Consider the following 19385-nt stretch of genomic DNA (forward strand, 5'->3'; position numbering starts at 1 on the left):
ATCACCGGAGACAGATGCAGATGAAACTTTTCTACCATCCTGACCAGGAACGTCACGCGCCGCCTCAGTTCCTGAAGCGTGGAGCCCTCACCGATTCCCCCGAAGGGCCCCGCCGGGCGGAGCTTCTGAGCGAAGGCCTGGCCGAGGTCGGCCTGGCCCTGACCGCGCCGGCCGAGGTCGACAGTCCCACGCTCAGGGAGCGTCTCAAGGAGATCCACAGCGAGCGCTACCTGGATTTTCTCGAGACCATCCATGCCCGCTGGCAGGCGTTGCCGGACGCCACCGAATTCGTGGCGCCGAACGTCCATCCCTGCGGCGGCGGCAAACACTACCCGCGCCATCCGGTGGGGCAGGTGGGCTGGCACATGCACGACATGGCCTGTCCGATGACCGAGACCAGCTTTCAGGGCATCCTGGCCAGTGCCGCTACCGCCCAGGCCGCCGCCGAGAGCATCGTCGCCGGCGGCGGCACCGCCTACGCTCTGTGTCGTCCGCCGGGGCACCACGCCGGCCCCGATCGTGCCGGGGGCTTCTGTTTTCTGAATAACGCGGCCCTCGCGGCCACGGTGCTGCGCGAGCATGTGTCCCAGGTGGCGATTCTCGATATCGACCTCCACCACGGTAACGGCACCCAGGACATCTTCTACGACCGTGGCGACGTCTGGACAGGATCGCTGCACGTCGATCCCAGCGACTTCTATCCCTACTACTGGGGCGGAGCCGGCGAGACCGGTATCGGTCCTGGACTCGGCGCCAACCTCAATGTGCCGCTGGCACTGGGCAGCGGTATCGAGGCCTTTCAGGCCGGTCTCGATGAGCTGCTCGACGCCATGGCGAGCTTCAGCCCGGACGCGCTGGTTGTGGCGCTGGGACTCGATGCCCACAAGGACGACCCGCTGGCGGGGCTGACGCTTGAAACCCCGGACTTCGTCGCCATCGGTCGCCAGATCGGTGAGCTGGGCCTGCCCACCGTGCTGGTGCAGGAGGGCGGCTATCCGACCGCGGCCTTGAGCCATAACCTGGCCGCCTTCCTGCGCGGATTCAACGACGCCTGACCATAGCTTGATAAAGCCTGATACAGCCCTGAACAGCTCAATACTTAGCCCAACGATCATCCCGCGGATGATCTCCCACAAGGAAAACACCATGAGCCCGACCCTTCACGACAGCAACGACCGCATGAGCCAGATCGCCGTGCACAATGGCACCCTCTACCTCTCCGGCCAGGTACCGGCGGACGCCAGCCAAGGCATGCGCGGCCAGACCGAGCAGGTGCTGGCGCGAATCGACGAACTGCTGGCCAAGGCCGGGACCTCCAAGGATCGACTGATCTCGGCCCAGGTGTGGGTTACCGACATGGCCGAATTTGACGAGATGAATGCCGCCTGGGATGCCTGGGTCAGCCCCGGTCGTCCGCCGGTGCGTGCCGCGGTGGAAGCGCGCCTGGCCCGGCCGGAGTGGAAGGTCGAGATCATGGTGGTGGCCGCCTTGCCCCAGGCCTGAGGTCACCCATGAGCCACAGCAAGACGACCGGTTTTTATTGGCACGAGCGCTGCTTCTGGCACGACCAGGGGGCGATCGGGGTATTTTCGGCGCCAGGGCCCTGGCTGCAGCCCCAGCCGGCCTCGGAGAGCCCGGAGAGCAAGCGCCGTCTCAAGAACCTGCTGGAGGTCAGCGGGCTGATCGACGAGCTTGAGGAGGTGAAGCCGCCGGCGGCCGGCCGCGAGGACCTGCAGCGCTTCCACACGAAAGACTACCTTGATGCGCTGGAGGCAGGTGATGCGGGCCTGGGTGGCGATGCCGGCGAGGCCGCGCCCTATCGCCCGGGCAGCCTTGCCAGCGCCCGGCAGTCCGCCGGGCTTGCCATCGCAGCGGTGGAGGCGGTGGCCCGTGGCACCCACGCCAGTGCCTATGCGCTGTGCCGTCCACCGGGGCACCACGCCGAAGCCGATCGCGGTCGCGGCTTCTGCCTGCTCGGCAACATTCCAGTGGCGGTGATGCGAGCGAAGGCGCTGGGGCTGGTGCAGCGGGTGGCGATCCTCGACTGGGACGTACACCACGGCAACGGCCAGCAGAGCGCCTTCTGGGACGACCCCGAGGTGCTGACGGTATCGCTGCACCAGGCCGGCAACTATCCGCTCGAGACCGGTGGCTTCGACGAGCAGGGCGGTGAGGGCGCGTCGGGGTCCTGTCTCAATCTGCCGTTGCCGCCGGGCTCGGGGCTTGGCGCCTACGACTATGCGTTCGAGCGCCTGGTGCTGCCGGCCATCGAGGCCTTCGCGCCGGATCTGATCGTGGTGGCCTGTGGCTATGACGCCTGCGCCAAGGACCCGCTGGGCAAGATGCTGCTCAATAGCGATGCCTTCGGGCGCATGGCCCAGTCGGTCAAGGCGCTGGCTCAGCGATGTTGTGAAGGGCGCCTGGTGGTCGTCCACGAAGGCGGCTACTCGGAAGGCTATGTCCCGCTGTGTGGCCACGCCGTGATTCAGGCGCTGGCCGACAGCGACATCGGCGTGGATGACCCACAGAACGACGAGATCGCAGCCTGGGGCTATCAGGCACTGCAGCCCCACCAGCGTGAACTGATCGATGGCTGGCGGCGCGACTGGCCTGGGCAGATCACCGAGGCCCGCGACGACAGCCAGGCTGAAGAGGCTATCGCCTGCGTCTGTGGCAGGGACAGCGACGCAAACAGGAACAGGGACAGGGAGCCAGGCACATGAGTGGACTGCACCAGCGCGACGGCTGGATCTGGAAGAACGGCGAATGGCTGCCCTGGCGGGAGGCCACGACCCATCTGCTGACCCACTCGCTGCACTATGGCATGGGCTGCTTCGAGGGCGTGCGCGCCTATCGTGACGACAACGGCAATGCCCGGCTGTTTCGGGTCCACGAGCATACCCGACGCCTGCTGGACAGCGCCCATATCCTCGACCTCGAGGTGCCCTGGAGCCATGAAGAGCTGATCGAGGCGCAGAGCCAGTGCCTGATCCGCAATGGGCTGACCGATGCCTATCTCAAGCCCACCGTGTTTCTCGGTCCCGAGGGCCTTGGGCTGCGCGCCAAGGCGTTGAGCTGTCAGATGATGGTGGTGGCCTGGGACCTGGGACCCTACGTCAGCGCCGAGACCGCTGCCGTCGGGCTCAGGGCCCTGACCTCGTCCTGGGCGCGCCATCACGTCAATATCAGCGCCTGTCGGGCCAAGACCAGCGGCCACTACGTCAACAGCATGCTGGCATTGAATACCGCGGTGAAGGCGGGCTTTGACGAGGCGATCATGCTTGACGCCGAAGGCTACGTGGCCGAGGCCAGCGCGGCCAATGTCTTTCTCTATCGAGACGGGGTGTTGCACACGCCGGAGGTCACCTCCTGCCTGCAGGGGATCACCCGGGACAGCGTGATCCGATTGGCGCGTGAGGTGTTGGGCGTGGAGGTGCAGGAGCGCCGCATCACCCGCGATGAGCTGTACATCGCCGACGAGGCCTTTGTTACCGGCACCGCCGCCGAGATACTGCCGTTGCGGGAGCTCGATGGTCGCCATATCGGCGCCCGTGCCGGGGCACCCGGGGTCGCTGAGCCGATAGCCGCCGATAGCCTGACGGCAAGACTGCAGCGACTGTATCGCGACGTCTGTCGAGGTCGGTTGTCACCGGCGACCAACGGAGATCGCCATGACCTGGCGCGCTACGCCGACTGGCTGAGCCTGGTCCCGACGGATAACGAAGTGGATATCGACACAGACAGCGACTAGGTCGGTTTACACAACCAGGCGGCTGCACGATGGCCACAAAGAAAGGCGCCACGACCCTTGAGTCGTGGCGCAGCTAGCCGTCTTTCCTCCCTGGGGCAGCTTCCCTGTGCCCGTGTTGCTCCCTTGGCGCTTCCCGCGCCGTCGCCTCCGTGACGCTCGAGGGGCAGTGTCCCTTGCCCGGTGTCGCCTGAACACAGAGGTAGTATCGGCCAGGCGTGTGTCAGTCAGATAACCGCCTCATGACCCTTTGGTGACATCCCGGCCACAGGACTTTTCTGGTACCATTCGCGCCGCCTGTTACCGGCGAAATGCCCAGGCGCCGTCGCGTACGGCAGTCGAGGCCGTCTCGCCAGGCACCAGGCTTGGCACGAAAAGCCGGCGAGCGCCGGTGCTTTTCCGACAAGCCTTGATTGCGCAAACTCTCTCTCGAACTTAAACCTGGATTCGTCTATGAACGCTGTAATCCTTGCCGTGCTGGTGATGGTGGGACTGTCGCTGGCGCGGGTCTCCGTGGTGCTGGCCCTGGTGGTAGGGGCCCTGGTGGGCGGCCTGGCCGGTGGTCTGTCCATCGAGGACACCCTGGCGGCCTTCAACGACGGTGTCGGTGGCGGTGCCAAGGTGGCGCTGGCCTACGCCACCCTCGGTGCCTTCGCCGTGGCGATCTCTCGCTCGGGCCTGCCGGACCTGCTGGCACGCCGCCTGATCACTCTGCTGGGGCAGGAGTCCAGCGCGTCCCGTCAGGCCACGGTCAAGTACCTGCTGATCGGTAGCGTGCTGCTGGTGGCGATCTCTTCCCAGAACCTGATCCCGGTCCACATCGCCTTTATTCCGATCCTGATTCCGCCGCTGCTCAAGGTGATGAATCAGCTCAGGATGGACCGCCGCGCGGTCGCCTGTACCCTGACCTTCGGCCTGACCGCGCCCTACATGTTGCTGCCGGTGGGCTTCGGGGCGATCTTCCTCAACGACATCCTGCTGGCCAACATCAACGAGGCTGGCGCCGCACTGGGCCTCGAGATCGACCGCGCCATGGTCCCCATGGCCATGGGCGTGCCGGTCGCCGGCATGTTCCTCGGGCTTCTGGTGGCGGTGTTCCTGTCCTACCGCAAGCCTCGGGTCTATGACGAGGTGGAGCTCGGCAATACGCCGGCCCACGGCCATGGCCACGACCACAGCGAGATCGAGGAGCCTCACACCCTGGGCCTGATCATGTCGGTGATAGCGATCGTCGCTGCGCTCGGCATCCAGCTCTATACCGGCTCGATGATCCTGGGTGGCCTGGTGGGCTTTTCGCTGTTGTCCATGGGTGGCATCTTCCGCTGGCGCGAAGCCGATGATCTGTTCACCAGCGGCATGCGCATGATGGCCCTGATCGGCTTCATCATGATCTCGGCCTCCGGCTTCGCGGCCGTGATGACCGCCACCGGCGAGATCGAGACCCTGGTCAGCGCCAGCGTCGAGGTGATCGGCGACAACCGTGGCCTGGCGGCGCTCTTGATGCTTCTGGTGGGGCTGTTCATCACCCTGGGCATCGGCTCGTCGTTTTCGACCATCCCGATCATCGCCGCCATCTTCGTTCCGCTGGCGGTACAGTTCGGCTTCTCCGATCTCGCGACGGTGGCCCTGGTCGGCACCGCCGCCGCCCTGGGTGACGCCGGCTCCCCGGCGTCGGACTCCACTCTCGGGCCGACCTCCGGCCTCAACGTGGATCGTCAGCATGATCATATCTGGGACAGCGTGGTGCCGACCTTCGTGCACTACAACATCCCGTTGATCGGCTTTGGCTGGCTGGCGGCGATGACGCTGTGATCGCCCACCGGAAAGCCCAGACGCCCGCGCTATTCGCGCGGGCGTTTTTTTGTGCGCCCGGCCCGGCCCGAACATCGACGTGTGAGCCGCCGCAATAGTGAGACATGAGTGCTACGGGTTGTGCAGATCCGTCGATATGGTCCACGCTGGGGGAGACTCATCGACCGGTGGGTCGTGGCGCTCCCGGGAAGATGAAGGAGTTATCGAGCCCAGGGCGCAGCAAGACACTTGTTCACAGATGGAGAGGATCGACACATGGACAGGAGCGACAAGATGTTGAAGGCACGCGTATTTGCCGGATCGTGCTTGCTGGGGGCAGGCCTGCTGGTAACAGGCGCCGCCCACGCCGCCACGGAGGTAGAGATGCACAGCGTCAGCACCGACGGTATTGGCGACTCCCTCGGCACCATCAGTTTCGAGGATAGTGAGCATGGTCTCAGGATCACGCCCGACCTCGAGGGTCTGGATACCGGCATCCACGGCCTTCACGTTCACGTGAACCCGAGCTGCGAGCCGGCCGAGAAGGATGGCGAGACGGTTGCGGCGGCTGGCGCCGGAGGCCACTTCGACCCGGAGGACACCGGCACCCACCAGGGCCCCTACGGTGACGGCCACCTGGGTGACCTGCCGGCGCTGGCGGTGGGGCAGCAGGGCGAGGCGACACTGCCGGCCCTGGCGCCGCGCATCAGCGAGGATGACCTGGCAGGCCATGCCATCATGATTCACTCCGGTGGTGACAACTACTCCGACAAGCCCAAGCTCGGCGGTGGCGGTGCCCGCGTCGCCTGTGGCGTCATCGAAGGCTGATCGACGCCACCCCCGACATGGCCATCCAGGCCCCGCCCAGGCGGGGCCTTTTGCTGTAGTGACGTCAGTCCTGGCGATCGTCGCTGGAAGGGGGCAGGTGCGCCTCGAGGGATGACAGCAGGCCGCGCAGCAGCGAGAGTTCCTTGCGCGTGGGCGTGGCCCGGGCGAACAGCGCCTGGAGCTGTTCCTCGGTGCGCGCGTGGGGCTGGGTAATAAACCCACTGTCGCGCATCACCCGGCCCAGATGTGCCTGAAAGTGGGCGACCTGCTCGCGGGTGGGCTGGCGCAGTCGGGACGGGGTCCCCGAAGTGGCGACGTTGTCGGCATCGCTATCCACGGCGACATCGATATCAGCGCAGGGGAGTCGGCGCCACGCCCGGCGCAACTCGTAGGCCAGCACCTGCACCGCCTGGGACAGGTTCAGGATGCCGTAGTCGGGATTGGCCGGAATGCTGACCTGATGCGAGCACAGGCGGATTTCGTCGTTGGTCAGGCCGAAGCGCTCGCGGCCGAAGACCAGTGCCACCGGGTCGTGCACCGCGTCCTTCACCAGCGCCTGGGCCATCTCGTCCGGCTCGTCATAGTGGGGCAGTGGCAGGCTTCTCAGCCTGGCGCTGGCCCCGACCACCCTGACACAGTCATCGATGGCGTCCTCGAGACGTTCCACCACACGGGCGTTTTCGACCACATCTGCCGCACCTGCGGCCAGGCGGGTGGCCTCTTCATCGGGAAAAACGCGTGGATTGACCAGCACCAGATCGGTCAGGCCCATGGTCTTCATCGCGCGAGCAGCGGAGCCGATGTTGCCGGGATGGTAGGTCTGGACAAGAACGATGCGCAGATTGGCGAAGGGCAAGGCTTGAGTCATGGAGCACGGCAACCGTCGATGGGAAAACGAGCGACACCATACCGCCACTTTCGCCCAAAGCGAAGGGGCCGCGATGGCGGCCCCTGAGACGGTGGTGAAAAGATCAGGCTGTCTGTGAACGATACCGCCTTAAGCTGCGGCTGAACGCCACCAGCATCACCAGCATCACGCCGAGCATGCCCCCGAGGATCACGGCGAGCGCCATCACCAGGGCCTTGCCGGGGCCCTCGGGCTGCATTGGGCGATAGGCCACATTGACCACCTCGACGACGTGGATGTCGTCGGCGTTGATGCGGTTGGCCCTCAGCAGAGTGTTTTCCTGGCGTAGCTGGTTGTAGGCGTCAATGAACGCCGAGTCATTCTCGCGGGCATTGAAGGCTTCTATACGCCGCTGGTGCTGCAACTGTTCGAGCTGCTTTTCGATCTGACGGATGGCCGGCGAGGAGATGGGCTGGTCGAGCCCCTGCTTCAATACCTCACGCTCGGCCGCCAGGGCTTCGGTACCCAGGAAGTACAGTGGTAGATCATTGCCGATGCTGACGTTGTCGTAGACGATACGGGCGGCGTCATCGGCGTCTCCCAGCGATAGTGGGGACGTAGGCTTGGTGATGCCGAGCATGCCGGCGATCTCTTCTGCTACTTCCAGGGTGCGAATGCGCTCTTCGCGGGAAGCGAGCTCCGCGGCGCGTTCGGCGGCAAGCTGATCCTGGAGCTCGAGCCGGCGAATCGAGTGCTCCTCGCTCATCCGCGTGACGGTCGCGTCAAGCTCGGCGTCGTAGGCCTCCAGGTGGGCTTCCATGTCTGCCTCATTGCGTGAAATGGCGCTGGCCAGGCTACGATCGACGCGCGCGAGCAGGTCTTCGGTGTACTGCCGCTGCGACCACTGGAAGTAATGGTTCAGCAATGCAGCGCCGTCGATATCTTCACGATAGGAGAAGCTAACCTCCCCGGGGCTACCGGAGGCGAGGTCGCCAGACGCTACCTTCAGCTCTCGGAACTGCGTGCGAAGCACCGTGCCTTCGAGTTCCGGAGCGCTATCCTGCATCAGCATGTCGGCGTAGTCGGGGTGCTGGTCGAGGAAGCCGCGGAAGCGCTCGTAACTCCCCAGGCGGATCTCCAGTTCGGAAACGGCCTGCTGGGGAGTGATGGCAATCCCCGGAATGCGGTTGATCACATTGAGACCATCACTGGTCTCGGTGTAGGCGAGCGAAGAATGGTATGACGGTGTGGATGCCACCAGATAGAGCGTCGCCAGTGCGAGGCAGGTTGCCATGCTGACGGCGATCCAGCGCCATCCGTTGATCAGCATGATGGCAATGTCTCGCAGGTCAATCTCGTCAGAGGAAGGATGCTCAGGTTGATCGACGGCTTGATGGTTGAAAGAGTTCATGCGTGAGGATTCCAGACAGCAAGCCTCGCCGTCAGAGCGAGCAGGTGAACGAGCAGGACAGACACTTCCGCAAGAAGAAAATGAGAGGTATCGACCAGGTCCAGATACAGCAGGAAGATGGGCGCAAGTGCCGCGGCGAGCATGATGGCCGCCGAGATATAGCGTCGTTCGCTGAACGCCAGAGCGCCCGGAAGCAGCAGCATCATGGGGGATGCCACCAGGTGTTTAAGTGTTGACATGGCGTTTATCAGCCCTGCGTGAGCCAAGGGATAGTGCTTATATGCACTTTATATTGCGGTTGAAAGTAGCAGGGAGAATGTAAGTATGTAAGTCTATGTTAACTTGAAATGCGCATAAGGACTGGTCGGCTTATTAAAAACATAACGTTTATATGCTGATATGAGTTTAATTGATTTTTTATGTGCTAATTCGATTGATCACCGAGGTGCTCTGTAAAATATGACCAACCATGGTCTGACAACGCGAATGGCACTGAGGCAGCGTGGTTTCCAGAGTGGGGTAGGCATATTGTTCCCACTTGATGCCAGCTTGACGTTCGCAGGCGCTATGCAGGATAAGCCATGATGCCCAGGTTGGCGCGCACCTGTTCAGGGAGCCAAGGGTAGTGGGTGAAGCCGGGGTGGTGTCCAGCACGGCCAATGGTCGAAGGAGTGATCCGTTGTTCCCTTTGGCTCCTGAATTCAACCAATAAGCGTGACAGGCAAGGTGGGTAGGGACGAGGCGCTTCCCTGAGTCAGGCCATGATCTGACTCGGGGCTAGTGCTGGAGGACGTATTACGGGATGGCGTGGGAGAGCCAGCGGATCGTGGCAAGGGGTGCAGCGCTGGCGCTGCCAGGTCGGGTTGGCAACATCACGCCCGCTGGGCCCTGTAGTGCTTGAGGCTTCGGCCGAACGATACACACATCACCAGCATGACGCCCAGCATGCCCCCCAGTATCACGGCGAGTGCCAGCACCAGGGCCTTGCCCGGGCCTTCTGGACGGTTCGGACGATAGGCCAGGTTGACCACCTCGATGATGTCGATATCGTCGGCGGTGACGCGGTTGGCCCGCAGCAGGGTATTTTCCTGGCTCAACTGATTGTAGGCGTCGACAAACGACGAGTCGTCGGATCGTTGCTGCAACGCTTCGATTTGGCGCTGATGCCGCAATTGCGCGAGCTCTTTCTCGATTTCGCGGATGGCAGGCGTGCTGGCTTCCTGCTCCAGGCTTTGTTCGACGACCTCTTTTTCTGCGGCCAGTGCCTGGGTGCCCATGAAGTAGAGCGGCAGGTTTGTCGCGTTGCCGCTGTCACCGTGGCTAACTTGGGTTTGTCCGTTTTCTCCGAACGCCGGCGGTGAGGTGGGCTGGGTGATGCCGAGCCTCTGTGCGATGGCCTCAGCCTGGGTCAGAGTGCGAATGCGCTCCTGGCGAGCCTTGCGCTCGGCATTCTTTTCGGCCTGAAGCTGGTCATCGAGTTCGGCTAACTGAACGTCATGTTGCTCTTGCAGCCGTGTGATCTCGACGTTCACGCTGTCCCGGTAGGCTTCCAGATGTGCCTGCATCTCTTCACTATTGCGTGCCAGCGCCGTTTCCAGTGAGTGTTCGGCGCGCTGCGCCAGAACCTGGGCATATTGCCTCTCCGTCCATGCCAGATAGTCATTGAGTAGAGCAGCCCCCTGCAGCGACTCTGGATACACAAGGCTCAACTGGTGCGGGCCTGTCCCGTCTTTGCCGGGACGCGTAACCTTTAGCTTGTCGAAGTAGTGAAGGCGCAGATGCTCATCCAGGGTCACCTCCTGTTCGTCGGCCTCCGACTGGGCGATGGACTGCCACTCGGGATGGTCGTCGATGAAGTCGCGCAGGTTGCCGAAGCTACCGAGCTTAAGTTCCAGTTCTGTCTGAGTGGAGGCTGCCGAGTAGTCGATGTCGGGCATCTCGTTGAGAAGACGCAGTCCTTCCGACGAGGGCGTATAACTGGTCGACGCACGGAAGCTTTGCGGGGCTATGGCGACAAACACCAGGGCCAGCACCACGGCGGTGGCCACGCTGCCAAGGATCCACTTCCAGCCGTCAAGCAACATCAGGGCGATGTCGCGCAGGTCTATCTCATCATCGCGCCGATAGGAAAGCGCGGGAAGTTGGCTGTCGTGATCGGTCACCGCTGCGGCCTCCACAGTGCCAGATGCATGCTGAGGACCAGGCCATGGGTAACAAGATTGAAAGACTCCGCCAGGCGGGCGACGACCAGGCTCATCAGCCCCAGTGCTGATGCGACCAGCGGTGACAGCCAGGCAAGGAAGACGAGGGCGGCATGCAGGGAACGCCCACGTAACAGAGTAAAGCCCCCGGGAAGCAACAAGGCGATGGGGCCGAGAAGTAGTAGCCGAGAGGGGGACATCGGAAAGTCCTGATCGAGCGTTGAGGAATTGGCGGTCGATGAGTCATCGGTGTGCCACAGGGGCAACCTTCAAGGGCGGAAAACCACGGGCTATCTGCTGGGCGAACAGCCTAGCGACGTGGACGCGGCGCGACGCTGCTGTAGATCAGGAAGGGGGAAAGTACAGGTCGCCACGCTGCGTCGTCCTGACGAAGATCAAGGACGCCGCAGCCGTGGTCTGGGCTCTTGGGTGTCGTGTGGCTGGCGGGTGTGGAGCGAAGAAGTGGGGCGACAGAGCGCGTTCTAGCGATGGTCGGCTTGGTGCCAGTCGGCGAGTGTCTCGATATGGGCCGGATGGATGCCGCAGCATCCGCCGATCAGGCTTGCTCCCAGGGAGTGCCAGCGTTTGGCGTAGTCCAGGTAGCCTGCCGGGGTCAGCTCCCGGTCTGCCGTCAAGGTGGTGTTGGCCCGGTGAGCATCGCCGATCGGCGAGAAGCTGTTGGCGTAGGCGCCCAGCGGGCGCGATAGCTTGAGTCGTTGCATGGCGTCGCCGGCGTCGACCAGTGCCTGCGCCATGACCTCCGGAATCGAGCAGTTGAACAGGATGGCGTCGGCGCCGCCCTGACATAGCTGTTGGGTCGCCTCGGCAACGGACTCTCCGGAGCGCAGGCGTGCGATGTCGGACACCTCGTCCTGCAGGGTGAGGGCGTACCAGCGAGGCTTCTCGGATGCCGCCAGGACCTCCTGCATGACCGAGATCTCGGCAAGACTCGACAGCGTCTCGGCGAGCCACAGATCCACGTGTGGGTCCTGCGCATGATACAGGGCGGTGGTGATCTCTCTGGCGCGGCCGGGGTCGAACAGATCGGGACGATAGCTGCCCAGGGCGGGAGGCAGGCAGCCGGCTACGCTAAGCGAGGCTTCTGGGGCATTGGCTTGCGACGGTGGCTGGACGGATTCATCCTGCCAGCAGCTTGCCGCTTGCGCTGCCAATCGTGCCGCAAGCGAAGCGAGTGCCGGCCCCTCTTCCCGATAGCGCCGCTCGCCAAGATGGAACGGCACGCAGGCGTAGCTGTTGGCAGTAATCACTCGGGCGCCGGCCCGGATAAAGTTGAGGTGGGCCTCGATGACCCGGTCGGGAGCTTCGATCAGCGCCTGGGCGCTCCACAAGGGCTGTGAGAAGGGGGCGCCGATACGCTTGAGCTCGCGCCCCATGCCGCCGTCCAGTAGCGTCAAATCCATGATGTTGCCTGCAAGTTGATCCAGCCGATAGTGAATCATGTCCCGGGGGCGGGAATAAATTGAAAAGTCCTCAACCTCTGGATGAGGCGGCTCGATGAATGGTGGAACACAAAAAAGCCCTGCCATCAGGCAGGGCTTTGTGCGCTTGGGGGTGCGCGGGTCGGGCAGCCGGAGCTGCCCGGGGCAGGCGTTACATCATGCCGCCCATGCCGCCCATTCCACCCATGCCGCCCATGTCCGGAGCAGCGTCCTTCTCGTCCGGATCGTCGGCGATCATGGCTTCGGTGGTGATCAGCAGGCCAGCAACGGAGCCAGCGGACTGCAGCGCGCTGCGAGTCACCTTGGCCGGGTCCAGCACACCCATCTCGAACAGGTCGCCGTACTCGCCGGTCTGGGCGTTGTAGCCGAAGTTGCCTTCACCGTCCTTGATGCGGTTGACGATGACGGAGGCTTCCTGGCCAGCGTTGGTGACGATCTGACGCAGCGGTGCTTCCATGGCGCGCAGAGCGATGGCGATACCGTGAGTCTGGTCTTCGTTGTCACCCTTGAGACCAGCGATCTTGGTCAGGATGCGGATCAGGGCAGTACCACCGCCAGGCACGACACCTTCTTCGACCGCGGCGCGGGTAGAGTGCAGGGCGTCCTCGACGCGGGCCTTCTTCTCCTTCATCTCGACTTCGGTAGCGGCACCGACGCGGATGACGGCAACACCGCCGGCCAGCTTGGCGACACGCTCCTGGAGCTTCTCGCGATCGTAGTCGGAGGAAGTCTCTTCGATCTGGGCGCGGATCTGGTTGACGCGTGCTTCGATGTCACCATCGTTGCCGGCACCATCGATGATGGTGGTGTTTTCCTTGGACATGGTCACGCGCTTGGCGGTGCCCAGGTGGTCCAGGGTGGCCTGCTCGAGGTTCAGACCCACTTCCTCGGAGATCACGGTGCCGTTGGTCAGGATCGCGATGTCCTGCAGCATGGCCTTGCGGCGATCACCGAAGCCAGGCGCCTTGGCGGCGGCGACCTTGACGATGCCACGCATGGTGTTGACCACCAGGGTAGCCAGCGCTTCGCCTTCGATGTCTTCGGCGATGATCACCAGCGGCTTGCCAGCCTTGGCGACGGCTTCCAGGGTCGGCAGCAGTTCGCGGATGTTGGAGATCTTCTTGTCCACCAGCAGGATGAACGGATCTTCCAGTTCCACCGCCATGGTGTCCTGGTTGGTGACGAAGTACGGGCTCAGGTAGCCGCGGTCGAACTGCATGCCCTCGACCACGTCCAGCTCGTCTTCGAAGCCACGGCCTTCATCGACAGTGATGACGCCTTCCTTGCCGACCTTCTCCATCGCCTCGGCGATGATCTCGCCGATACGCGAGTCGCCGTTGGCGGAGATGGTGCCGACCTGGGCGATGGCCTTGGAGTCGGTGCAGGGCACGGACAGAGCCTGGATTTCCTTGACCGCAGCGATGACGGCCTGGTCGATGCCGCGCTTGAGGTCCATCGGGTTCATGCCGGCGGTCACGCCCTTCAGGCCTTCGGCGACGATGGCCTGGGCCAGCACGGTAGCGGTGGTGGTGCCGTCACCGGCCACGTCGGAGGTCTTGGAAGCCACTTCCTTGACCATCTGCGCGCCCATGTTTTCGAACCGGTCCTTCAGTTCGATTTCCTTGGCGACGCTGACGCCGTCCTTGGTCACGGTCGGCGCGCCGAAGGACTTCTCCAGCACCACGTTGCGACCTTTCGGGCCCAGGGTAGCCTTGACGGCATTGGCCAGGACATCGACACCACGCGCCATGCGCTTGCGGGCATCATCAGAGAACTTGACTTGTTTCGCTGCCATTTTCTGTACTTCCTTAGAATCTAAGCGTCAAAAGTGAACGTTGAAACGAGTGAGTCTGCGGGGCAGGGCTTAGCCCTCGACGACCGCCAGGATGTCGGACTCGCTCATGATCAGGACTTCCTCGCCGTCGATCTTCTGCTTTTCGACGCCGAAGCCATCCTTGAAGATCACGGTGTCGCCGACCTTGACGTCCAGAGGACGCACGTCGCCGCTCTCGAGAATCCGGCCGTTACCGACGGCGAGAACTTCGCCACGAGTCGGTTTTTCCTGGGCGTTGCCCGGAAGCACGATGCCGCCTGCGGTCTTCTGCTCTTCCTCAACGCGACGGATGACGACGCGATCGTGCAAGGGACGGATGTTCATTGCTCACGTTCTCCTGATGGTTTTGCAAGGCCGGGGCATCCACCCCGGCGGTTCATTGTTCACTCTCGTCGTGACGCCCTGCGACTCGGCGAGAGCTGGAGGTCATTGCCGGGCTGCCGATGAAGTGGCAGGCCCTTGTCGGCCCTCCTGTCAATGGCGGGGGAGCGTACTCCCTCACCGAAGCTTGGTGCTGCTCTGGTAAGTGGGGCTGGAGTGGGGGCTTTCAAGGGCTTGGATGAAAATTTTTTTGTCTTCTTGCATCCAAGGCTGACGGGGCCCATGAAACGGCATCGGCACCCCGAAGGGTGCCGATGCGAGGGACAAGACGATGATGCGGCAAGGGTGGGTCCACCGCGCAAGCCTCAGGCTCAGTCCGAAAAGTCGACGAGCGAAGGTTAGACAAGGCAAAAATCGGTGAGAAAGCGCAGTTTACGTGGTGTAAATGAGCATTTTGATCCGATTTTTAACGCCGTATTACCGAGCGCAGACACTTTTCAGACAAGCCCTAGCGGCGTCGCTCATCCTTGCTGATAAATTCGCCCTCCAGCGGTTCTTCATCGCCGGCCGAACTTTCGCGCCAGCTGGTGTCATCCCGGCGGCGGCCGGAAGCCTCGTCCCATCCATCGGCATTGGCCTTCGGGCCCGCAAAGCCCCCTTCCTCGGTACCGCCGAAATGGGTGCCGCCCATCTGGAAGCCCTTCATGCGCACCCCGACCTTGGCCAGCGCCTTGCCCAGCAGGCGGCGAGCGTTGGGAATCAGGCACATGAAGCCGAGTGCGTCAGACAGAAAACCCGGCGCCATCAGCAGGGCGCCACCGAAGATCAGCGCGGCACCGGTCATCAGCTCCGAGGAGGGGATCTCGCCGCGTGACATCCGCTCCTGGGCGCGTGCGAAGGTGGCCACACCTTCGCGACGGATCAGGTGCAGACCGATGAAGCCGGTGGCCAGCACCAGCGCCAGGGTGGAAAGCAGACCGATTTCGCTACCCACCGAAAAGAGTACAGCGAAGTCGAGCAGGGCGAAGATGGTGAAGATAAGAAGAAAGGGCATGTCAGCTCCGCGTTGTGATCTCCGTTCAAGATGGGGGTGGCCTCCTCGGAGTTCAAGCGTTGCTGTGGCTTTTGCTGACTGCGCCTTTGTTTTGCTGGCGGCGGCTTTCATTTGCTGGCAGCGCCTTGCCGACTCTGGCGCGGCCACTCGCGCAGTCGTGCTTACGGTTTCAGCCGCTCGGCGTGGCAAAGATCTTCTTTTTTTGCCCGATTCGGTCGCAGGGGGTTGCGCAGGCTTGCGCTAGACCAAGGAAGAGTGGCGGGGGTTTTGAAAGGTTGTCATGATGCGGTGCACCAATGGTTAGTGGGCTCATATGTGGTGCTTTGGTGTATCACGCGGCCGCTTTGCCTGGCGGCAGGTGCGGCCTGTCACGCCTTGGCGCCTTACCAAAAAACCATCTGAAAACGCGCGTGTATGACGCGTCTTGCAAGGGGAAACCGCATGCAACTCAACGATGCCCTGATCGCCATCACCGGCGGAGCCCGTGGACTCGGCCTGGCCATGGCGCACCATCTGGGACGCCGTGGAGCGCGGGTCGCGCTCATCGATACCGACAACGACCAGCTGGACCAGGCCGTCAATGGTCTGTTCGATGCCGGCATCACCGCCAGAGCCTTCGTGGCTAACGTGGCAGACGAGGCCTCTGTCACTGAAGCCTTTGCGGACATTCGCGAGCACATGGGGCCGCTCGACGGTCTGGTCAACAACGCCGGTATCCTGCGTGACGGCCTGCTGGTCAAGGCGCGCGACGGCAAGGTCGAAAAGACGCTGGGACTGGACGAGTGGCAGGCGGTCATCGATGTCAATCTGACCGGTGTATTCCTGTGCGGGCGTGCCGCCGCCACGGCCATGATCGAGGATGATCGTCGGGGTGTCATCGTCAATATCTCGAGCATCTCGCGCGCCGGCAACATGGGGCAGAGCAACTATGCCGCGGCCAAGGCCGGCGTTGCCGCTCTGACCGTCACCTGGGGCAAGGAGCTGGCCCGTCATGGTATTCGCGTGGGCGCGGTGGCACCTGGCTTCATCGAAACCGAGATGACCGCCTCCATGCGTGACGACATGCTCGAAAAACTGACCGCAGGCGTGCCCCTGCGCCGCCTTGGCGCCCCTGCCGACATCGCCGAGAGCGTTGCCTTCATCTTTGACAATGACTACTTCACCGCCCGTGTCATGGAGGTGGACGGGGGGCTGCGGCTCTAGGTCTAGGTCTAGGGCTAGGTCTAGCCAAGGGAAGAGGCCGGCCGCCTGGCCGGGCACGCCATGAAAAACCAGCATGATCAAAGCTACAAGTTGCTATTCAGCGAGCCGAGGGTGATCCGAGACCTGCTGACCGGCTTTATCGGTGAAGACTGGATCGAGAAGCTGGACCTCGACTCGCTGGAGCGGGTCAGTGGCAGCTTCGTCACTGATGACCTGCGTGATCGCGAAAACGATGTCATCTGGCGCGCGCGCTTCGGTGATGAGTGGTGCTACGTGTACCTGTTGCTGGAATTTCAGAGCACGGTGGATCGTTTCATGGCGCTTCGCACCATGACCTACGTCGGGTTGCTCTACCAGGATCTGGTCAAGCAGAAACAGCTGACTCGGTCGGGCAAGCTACCGCCGGTGTTGCCTATCGTGCTCTATAATGGAGAGCGTCGCTGGAGCGCGCCTGTCAACGTTCGGGATCTCATTCAGGCAGGGCCTGGCAGCCTGGCGCAATACCGACCGGATCTGTCCTTTCTGCTATTGGATGAAGGTGCCCTCGTTGCCGACCAGCAGTTCTCCAGCGAAGCGCGTAATGTGGTGTCGGCCATCTTCCAGCTGGAGCATCACCGGAGTCCCGCAGATGCGGTTGAGCTGATCGGGTTGCTGGTGAAATGGTTGCAGACACCAGAGCAGGCAGATTTGCGTCGACACTTCGTCATCTGGATCAAGCGAGTACTATTGCCAAACTGGGTGTCAAATGAGGAACAGGGCGGATGGCAGGCCCTGAATGAATTGAGCGAGGTGCACAATATGCTGGCAGAAAGAGCTAAGCGGTGGCCTGAGCAGTGGAAGCAGCAGGGGCTGGCGGAGGGCCGTCGGGAAGGTCGCGAGGAAGGTCGCGAGGAAGGTCGCGAGGAAGGTCGCGAGGAAGGGCGCGAGGAAGGGCGCGAGGAAGGTCGTCAGGAAGGGCGTCAGGAAGGGCGTCAGGAAGGGCGCGAAGAAGGCAAGCTAGAGGTAGCCCGCAATATGATTCAGCAGACTTCGCTGGATGATCAGACGATCGCGCAAGTGGCCGAGATTTCGATAGAACTGGTCAGCGAACTGCGAGAGCAAATCGAGCGCTCCAGCTGATGGTCTATCATGGCCTGTTGGTTGCTAACAGAAATCCCGTTGCCTGAAGTGTTGATTATTCCTCACCCCCACAAGCCCTCCGCAGCACTGCGCGGCGGAGGGCTTGGGTGCAGCCGGTGTCTAGCGCAGGCTGATTTCATCCTTGAGCCGAGCGACGGTGGCGTCACCGATGCCCTTTACTCGAGTCAGGTCCTCGATGGTGGTGAAGGGGCCATTGGCCTGGCGGTCTTCGACGATGGCCTGAGCCTTGCCTGGGCCGATGCCGGGGAGTTCCGCCAGCAACTCGACGCTGGCCTCGTTGATGTTGATCGGCTCGATACTCAGCTGCTCTTCGGCCATGACTGGCTGTGCCAGCAACATCCAGGTCAGTGCCAGTAGTGCGATAGTCCATAACCTGGACCGCTTGCTTGCGGAAAGGGTGCTCGAGTTGTCGTTCATCGATGGATGGCGAACAGCCTGTTGTGCGTTGTGGGTCTGCATCGGACATCTCCTTGGTGTTGAAAGTCGTCTTCATGACGTAGGGGGCTTGCCCCTTCGAGTCCGTTCGACGTGATGCCGTTGGGTCTCGACTTTCACCTTAGGCGCCGAGCGACGAATCCAGTTATAAGAAATTACTTATAAAAATATCAGTGGAATTAGATATTCAGATGAAGCCATAGGGCCGCGCGGAAGTCGCTTGGGCTGATATACTGCGGCGTTTTGGCGCTCCGGGTCCTGTGTCTCGCGACCGGGCCGGCTTGGCTCACGTCATGCAGGCCGCAGGTGCGCCCTTCGATTCCACTGTGCCGGAGGCCTCCGTGACTACCTCATCGCCCTTGATCATCGCACTCGATTATCCCTCCATGGACGCCGCGCTGTGCATGGCGGACCGACTGGACCCCGAGCGCTGTCGTCTCAAGGTTGGCAAGGAGCTGTTCACCCGCAGCGGCCCCAATGTGCTCGAAGCGCTGCATGGCCGGGGTTTCGAGGTCTTTCTCGACCTCAAGTTTCACGATATTCCCAATACCGTGGCGGCTGCCGTTCAGGCGGCGGCAGAGCAAGGCGTGTGGATGGTCAATGTTCATGCCAGCGGCGGCGCCCGCATGATGGAAGCGGCGCGCGAACGGCTCGATAGAGAGGGCCTTGCGACCCGCCTGATCGCGGTGACGGTGCTGACCAGCATGACCGCCGAGGAACTTGCAGCTACTAATGTTTCGGTAGCCCTGGACGAGCAGGTGGAGCACCTGGCGCGACTGGCCAAGGCCAGCGGGATGGATGGTGTGGTGTGCTCGGCGCAGGAGTCGGCGCGTCTCAAGGCAGCCTGTGGCGAAGACTTCCTCAAGGTCACCCCGGGCATTCGCCCGAGCTTTGCCCAGGCCGGCGATCAGCGCCGAATCATGACCCCGCGCGAGGCCATGGACGCCGGTAGCACGCACCTGGTGGTGGGAAGACCTGTCACTCAGGCAGAAGACCCGATGGCGGCGTTAGAGGCGATCGAGAAGGAGCTGAAAGAGGCGTAACCCAGTCGGAGTCGGCTGACCACGATCTTGATCAAGTCAGGCAGAAGACCCGATGACGGCGTTAGAGGC

At 62.8% G+C, this 19385-nt stretch carries 19 protein-coding genes; 9 read left to right on the forward strand and 10 right to left on the reverse strand.

The annotated features are described in order from the left end of the window. Window positions 1-20 precede the first annotated feature (20 nt). The 6 genes from NH448_RS06425 to sodC all read left to right on the forward strand — a co-directional run bounded on the left by NH448_RS06425 (window position 21) and on the right by sodC (window position 6367). Complete coding sequence (locus NH448_RS06425; protein ID WP_045994862.1) at window positions 21-1055, forward strand: histone deacetylase family protein; 1035 nt, start codon at window positions 21-23, stop codon at window positions 1053-1055. A gap of 91 nt (window positions 1056-1146) precedes the next feature. Next, the gene (locus NH448_RS06430; protein WP_253028571.1) at window positions 1147-1503 is read left to right on the forward strand and encodes a RidA family protein; all 357 of its coding nucleotides are present in this window, start codon (window positions 1147-1149) and stop codon (window positions 1501-1503) included. 8 nt (window positions 1504-1511) lie between these two features. Beyond that, window positions 1512-2723 carry a class II histone deacetylase gene (locus NH448_RS06435; protein ID WP_253028572.1) on the forward strand — a complete coding sequence of 404 codons (1212 nt, stop codon included), beginning with the start codon at window positions 1512-1514 and terminating at the stop codon, window positions 2721-2723. Further along, entirely contained in the window at window positions 2720-3751 is a 1032-nt protein-coding gene (locus tag NH448_RS06440) for a branched-chain amino acid transaminase (RefSeq protein ID WP_253028573.1), read from the forward strand. Before NH448_RS06435 ends, NH448_RS06440 begins: the two co-directional genes overlap by 4 nt. A gap of 450 nt (window positions 3752-4201) precedes the next feature. Beyond that, entirely contained in the window at window positions 4202-5560 is a 1359-nt protein-coding gene (locus NH448_RS06445; RefSeq protein ID WP_045994850.1) for a Na+/H+ antiporter family protein, read from the forward strand. A gap of 273 nt (window positions 5561-5833) precedes the next feature. Next, window positions 5834-6367: a superoxide dismutase [Cu-Zn] SodC gene (sodC, locus tag NH448_RS06450; RefSeq protein ID WP_253028574.1), complete on the forward strand. Its 534-nt coding sequence runs from the start codon at window positions 5834-5836 to the stop codon at window positions 6365-6367. Window positions 6368-6431: 64 nt separating this feature from the next. Here sodC and NH448_RS06455 read toward each other — a convergent pair whose 3' ends face one another. From NH448_RS06455 to NH448_RS06495, 9 genes are all read right to left on the reverse strand, one after another. Next, window positions 6432-7235: an RNA methyltransferase gene (locus NH448_RS06455; RefSeq protein ID WP_253028575.1), complete on the reverse strand. Its 804-nt coding sequence runs from the start codon at window positions 7233-7235 to the stop codon at window positions 6432-6434. Between the two features lie 103 nt (window positions 7236-7338). Further along, window positions 7339-8625 (reverse strand): GNVR domain-containing protein, encoded by a 1287-nt coding sequence (locus tag NH448_RS06460; protein ID WP_253028576.1) that lies wholly within the window; start codon window positions 8623-8625, stop codon window positions 7339-7341. Further along, window positions 8622-8831: a hypothetical protein gene (locus tag NH448_RS06465; RefSeq protein ID WP_253028577.1), complete on the reverse strand. Its 210-nt coding sequence runs from the start codon at window positions 8829-8831 to the stop codon at window positions 8622-8624. Before NH448_RS06465 ends, NH448_RS06460 begins: the two co-directional genes overlap by 4 nt. A 666-nt stretch (window positions 8832-9497) precedes the next feature. Continuing rightward, window positions 9498-10787 (reverse strand): GNVR domain-containing protein, encoded by a 1290-nt coding sequence (locus tag NH448_RS06470; protein WP_253028578.1) that lies wholly within the window; start codon window positions 10785-10787, stop codon window positions 9498-9500. Beyond that, window positions 10784-11026: a hypothetical protein gene (locus tag NH448_RS06475; RefSeq protein ID WP_253028579.1), complete on the reverse strand. Its 243-nt coding sequence runs from the start codon at window positions 11024-11026 to the stop codon at window positions 10784-10786. Before NH448_RS06475 ends, NH448_RS06470 begins: the two co-directional genes overlap by 4 nt. 282 nt (window positions 11027-11308) lie before the next feature. After that, the gene (locus NH448_RS06480) at window positions 11309-12247 is read right to left on the reverse strand and encodes a homocysteine S-methyltransferase family protein (protein ID WP_253028580.1); all 939 of its coding nucleotides are present in this window, start codon (window positions 12245-12247) and stop codon (window positions 11309-11311) included. Between the two features lie 190 nt (window positions 12248-12437). Further along, a complete protein-coding gene (groL, locus tag NH448_RS06485) occupies window positions 12438-14081 on the reverse strand; it encodes a chaperonin GroEL (RefSeq protein ID WP_045994578.1) in 1644 nt (547 codons plus the stop codon). A gap of 69 nt (window positions 14082-14150) precedes the next feature. Further along, window positions 14151-14444 (reverse strand): co-chaperone GroES, encoded by a 294-nt coding sequence (locus tag NH448_RS06490; RefSeq protein WP_045994577.1) that lies wholly within the window; start codon window positions 14442-14444, stop codon window positions 14151-14153. Between the two features lie 505 nt (window positions 14445-14949). Beyond that, window positions 14950-15495 (reverse strand): FxsA family protein, encoded by a 546-nt coding sequence (locus NH448_RS06495; protein ID WP_108132773.1) that lies wholly within the window; start codon window positions 15493-15495, stop codon window positions 14950-14952. 441 nt (window positions 15496-15936) lie between these two features. On the opposite strand from NH448_RS06495, the gene NH448_RS06500 reads away from it, so the two are divergent. After that, window positions 15937-16698: an SDR family NAD(P)-dependent oxidoreductase gene (locus NH448_RS06500; protein WP_045994575.1), complete on the forward strand. Its 762-nt coding sequence runs from the start codon at window positions 15937-15939 to the stop codon at window positions 16696-16698. Between the two features lie 60 nt (window positions 16699-16758). Then, on the forward strand, window positions 16759-17817 hold the full coding sequence (locus NH448_RS06505; protein ID WP_108132774.1) for an Rpn family recombination-promoting nuclease/putative transposase: 1059 nt from the start codon (window positions 16759-16761) through the stop codon (window positions 17815-17817). Between the two features lie 120 nt (window positions 17818-17937). On the opposite strand, the gene NH448_RS06510 is transcribed toward NH448_RS06505, so the two are convergent. Next, window positions 17938-18297, reverse strand: coding sequence for a ComEA family DNA-binding protein (locus NH448_RS06510; protein WP_308812428.1), 360 nt, complete (start codon window positions 18295-18297; stop codon window positions 17938-17940). Window positions 18298-18614: 317 nt separating this feature from the next. Between NH448_RS06510 and pyrF the strand changes: the two genes are divergently transcribed. Further along, window positions 18615-19316: an orotidine-5'-phosphate decarboxylase gene (gene pyrF / locus NH448_RS06515; RefSeq protein ID WP_146164658.1), complete on the forward strand. Its 702-nt coding sequence runs from the start codon at window positions 18615-18617 to the stop codon at window positions 19314-19316. Window positions 19317-19385: the final 69 nt, after the last annotated feature.

Origin of the sequence: Halomonas sp. OfavH-34-E, assembly GCF_024124525.1 — a bacterium.
Classification (GTDB): Bacteria; Pseudomonadota; Gammaproteobacteria; order Pseudomonadales; family Halomonadaceae; genus Halomonas; species Halomonas litopenaei.

Excerpts from the sequence above, each read along its gene's own strand:
- NH448_RS06425 (WP_045994862.1), top strand. The coding sequence starts at position 21 with ATGAAACTTTTCTACCATCCTGACCAGGAACGTCACGCGCCGCCTCAG.
- NH448_RS06430 (WP_253028571.1), top strand. The coding sequence starts at position 1,147 with ATGAGCCCGACCCTTCACGACAGCAACGACCGCATGAGCCAGATCGCC.
- NH448_RS06435 (WP_253028572.1), top strand. The coding sequence starts at position 1,512 with ATGAGCCACAGCAAGACGACCGGTTTTTATTGGCACGAGCGCTGCTTC.
- NH448_RS06440 (WP_253028573.1), top strand. The coding sequence starts at position 2,720 with ATGAGTGGACTGCACCAGCGCGACGGCTGGATCTGGAAGAACGGCGAA.
- NH448_RS06445 (WP_045994850.1), top strand. The coding sequence starts at position 4,202 with ATGAACGCTGTAATCCTTGCCGTGCTGGTGATGGTGGGACTGTCGCTG.
- sodC (WP_253028574.1), top strand. The coding sequence starts at position 5,834 with ATGTTGAAGGCACGCGTATTTGCCGGATCGTGCTTGCTGGGGGCAGGC.
- NH448_RS06455 (WP_253028575.1), bottom strand. The coding sequence starts at position 7,235 with ATGACTCAAGCCTTGCCCTTCGCCAATCTGCGCATCGTTCTTGTCCAG.
- NH448_RS06460 (WP_253028576.1), bottom strand. The coding sequence starts at position 8,625 with ATGAACTCTTTCAACCATCAAGCCGTCGATCAACCTGAGCATCCTTCC.
- NH448_RS06465 (WP_253028577.1), bottom strand. The coding sequence starts at position 8,831 with ATGATGCTGCTGCTTCCGGGCGCTCTGGCGTTCAGCGAACGACGCTAT.
- NH448_RS06475 (WP_253028579.1), bottom strand. The coding sequence starts at position 11,026 with ATGTCCCCCTCTCGGCTACTACTTCTCGGCCCCATCGCCTTGTTGCTT.
- NH448_RS06480 (WP_253028580.1), bottom strand. The coding sequence starts at position 12,247 with ATGGATTTGACGCTACTGGACGGCGGCATGGGGCGCGAGCTCAAGCGT.
- groL (WP_045994578.1), bottom strand. The coding sequence starts at position 14,081 with ATGGCAGCGAAACAAGTCAAGTTCTCTGATGATGCCCGCAAGCGCATG.
- NH448_RS06490 (WP_045994577.1), bottom strand. The coding sequence starts at position 14,444 with ATGAACATCCGTCCCTTGCACGATCGCGTCGTCATCCGTCGCGTTGAG.
- NH448_RS06495 (WP_108132773.1), bottom strand. The coding sequence starts at position 15,495 with ATGCCCTTTCTTCTTATCTTCACCATCTTCGCCCTGCTCGACTTCGCT.
- NH448_RS06500 (WP_045994575.1), top strand. The coding sequence starts at position 15,937 with ATGCAACTCAACGATGCCCTGATCGCCATCACCGGCGGAGCCCGTGGA.
- NH448_RS06505 (WP_108132774.1), top strand. The coding sequence starts at position 16,759 with ATGAAAAACCAGCATGATCAAAGCTACAAGTTGCTATTCAGCGAGCCG.
- NH448_RS06510 (WP_308812428.1), bottom strand. The coding sequence starts at position 18,297 with ATGCAGACCCACAACGCACAACAGGCTGTTCGCCATCCATCGATGAAC.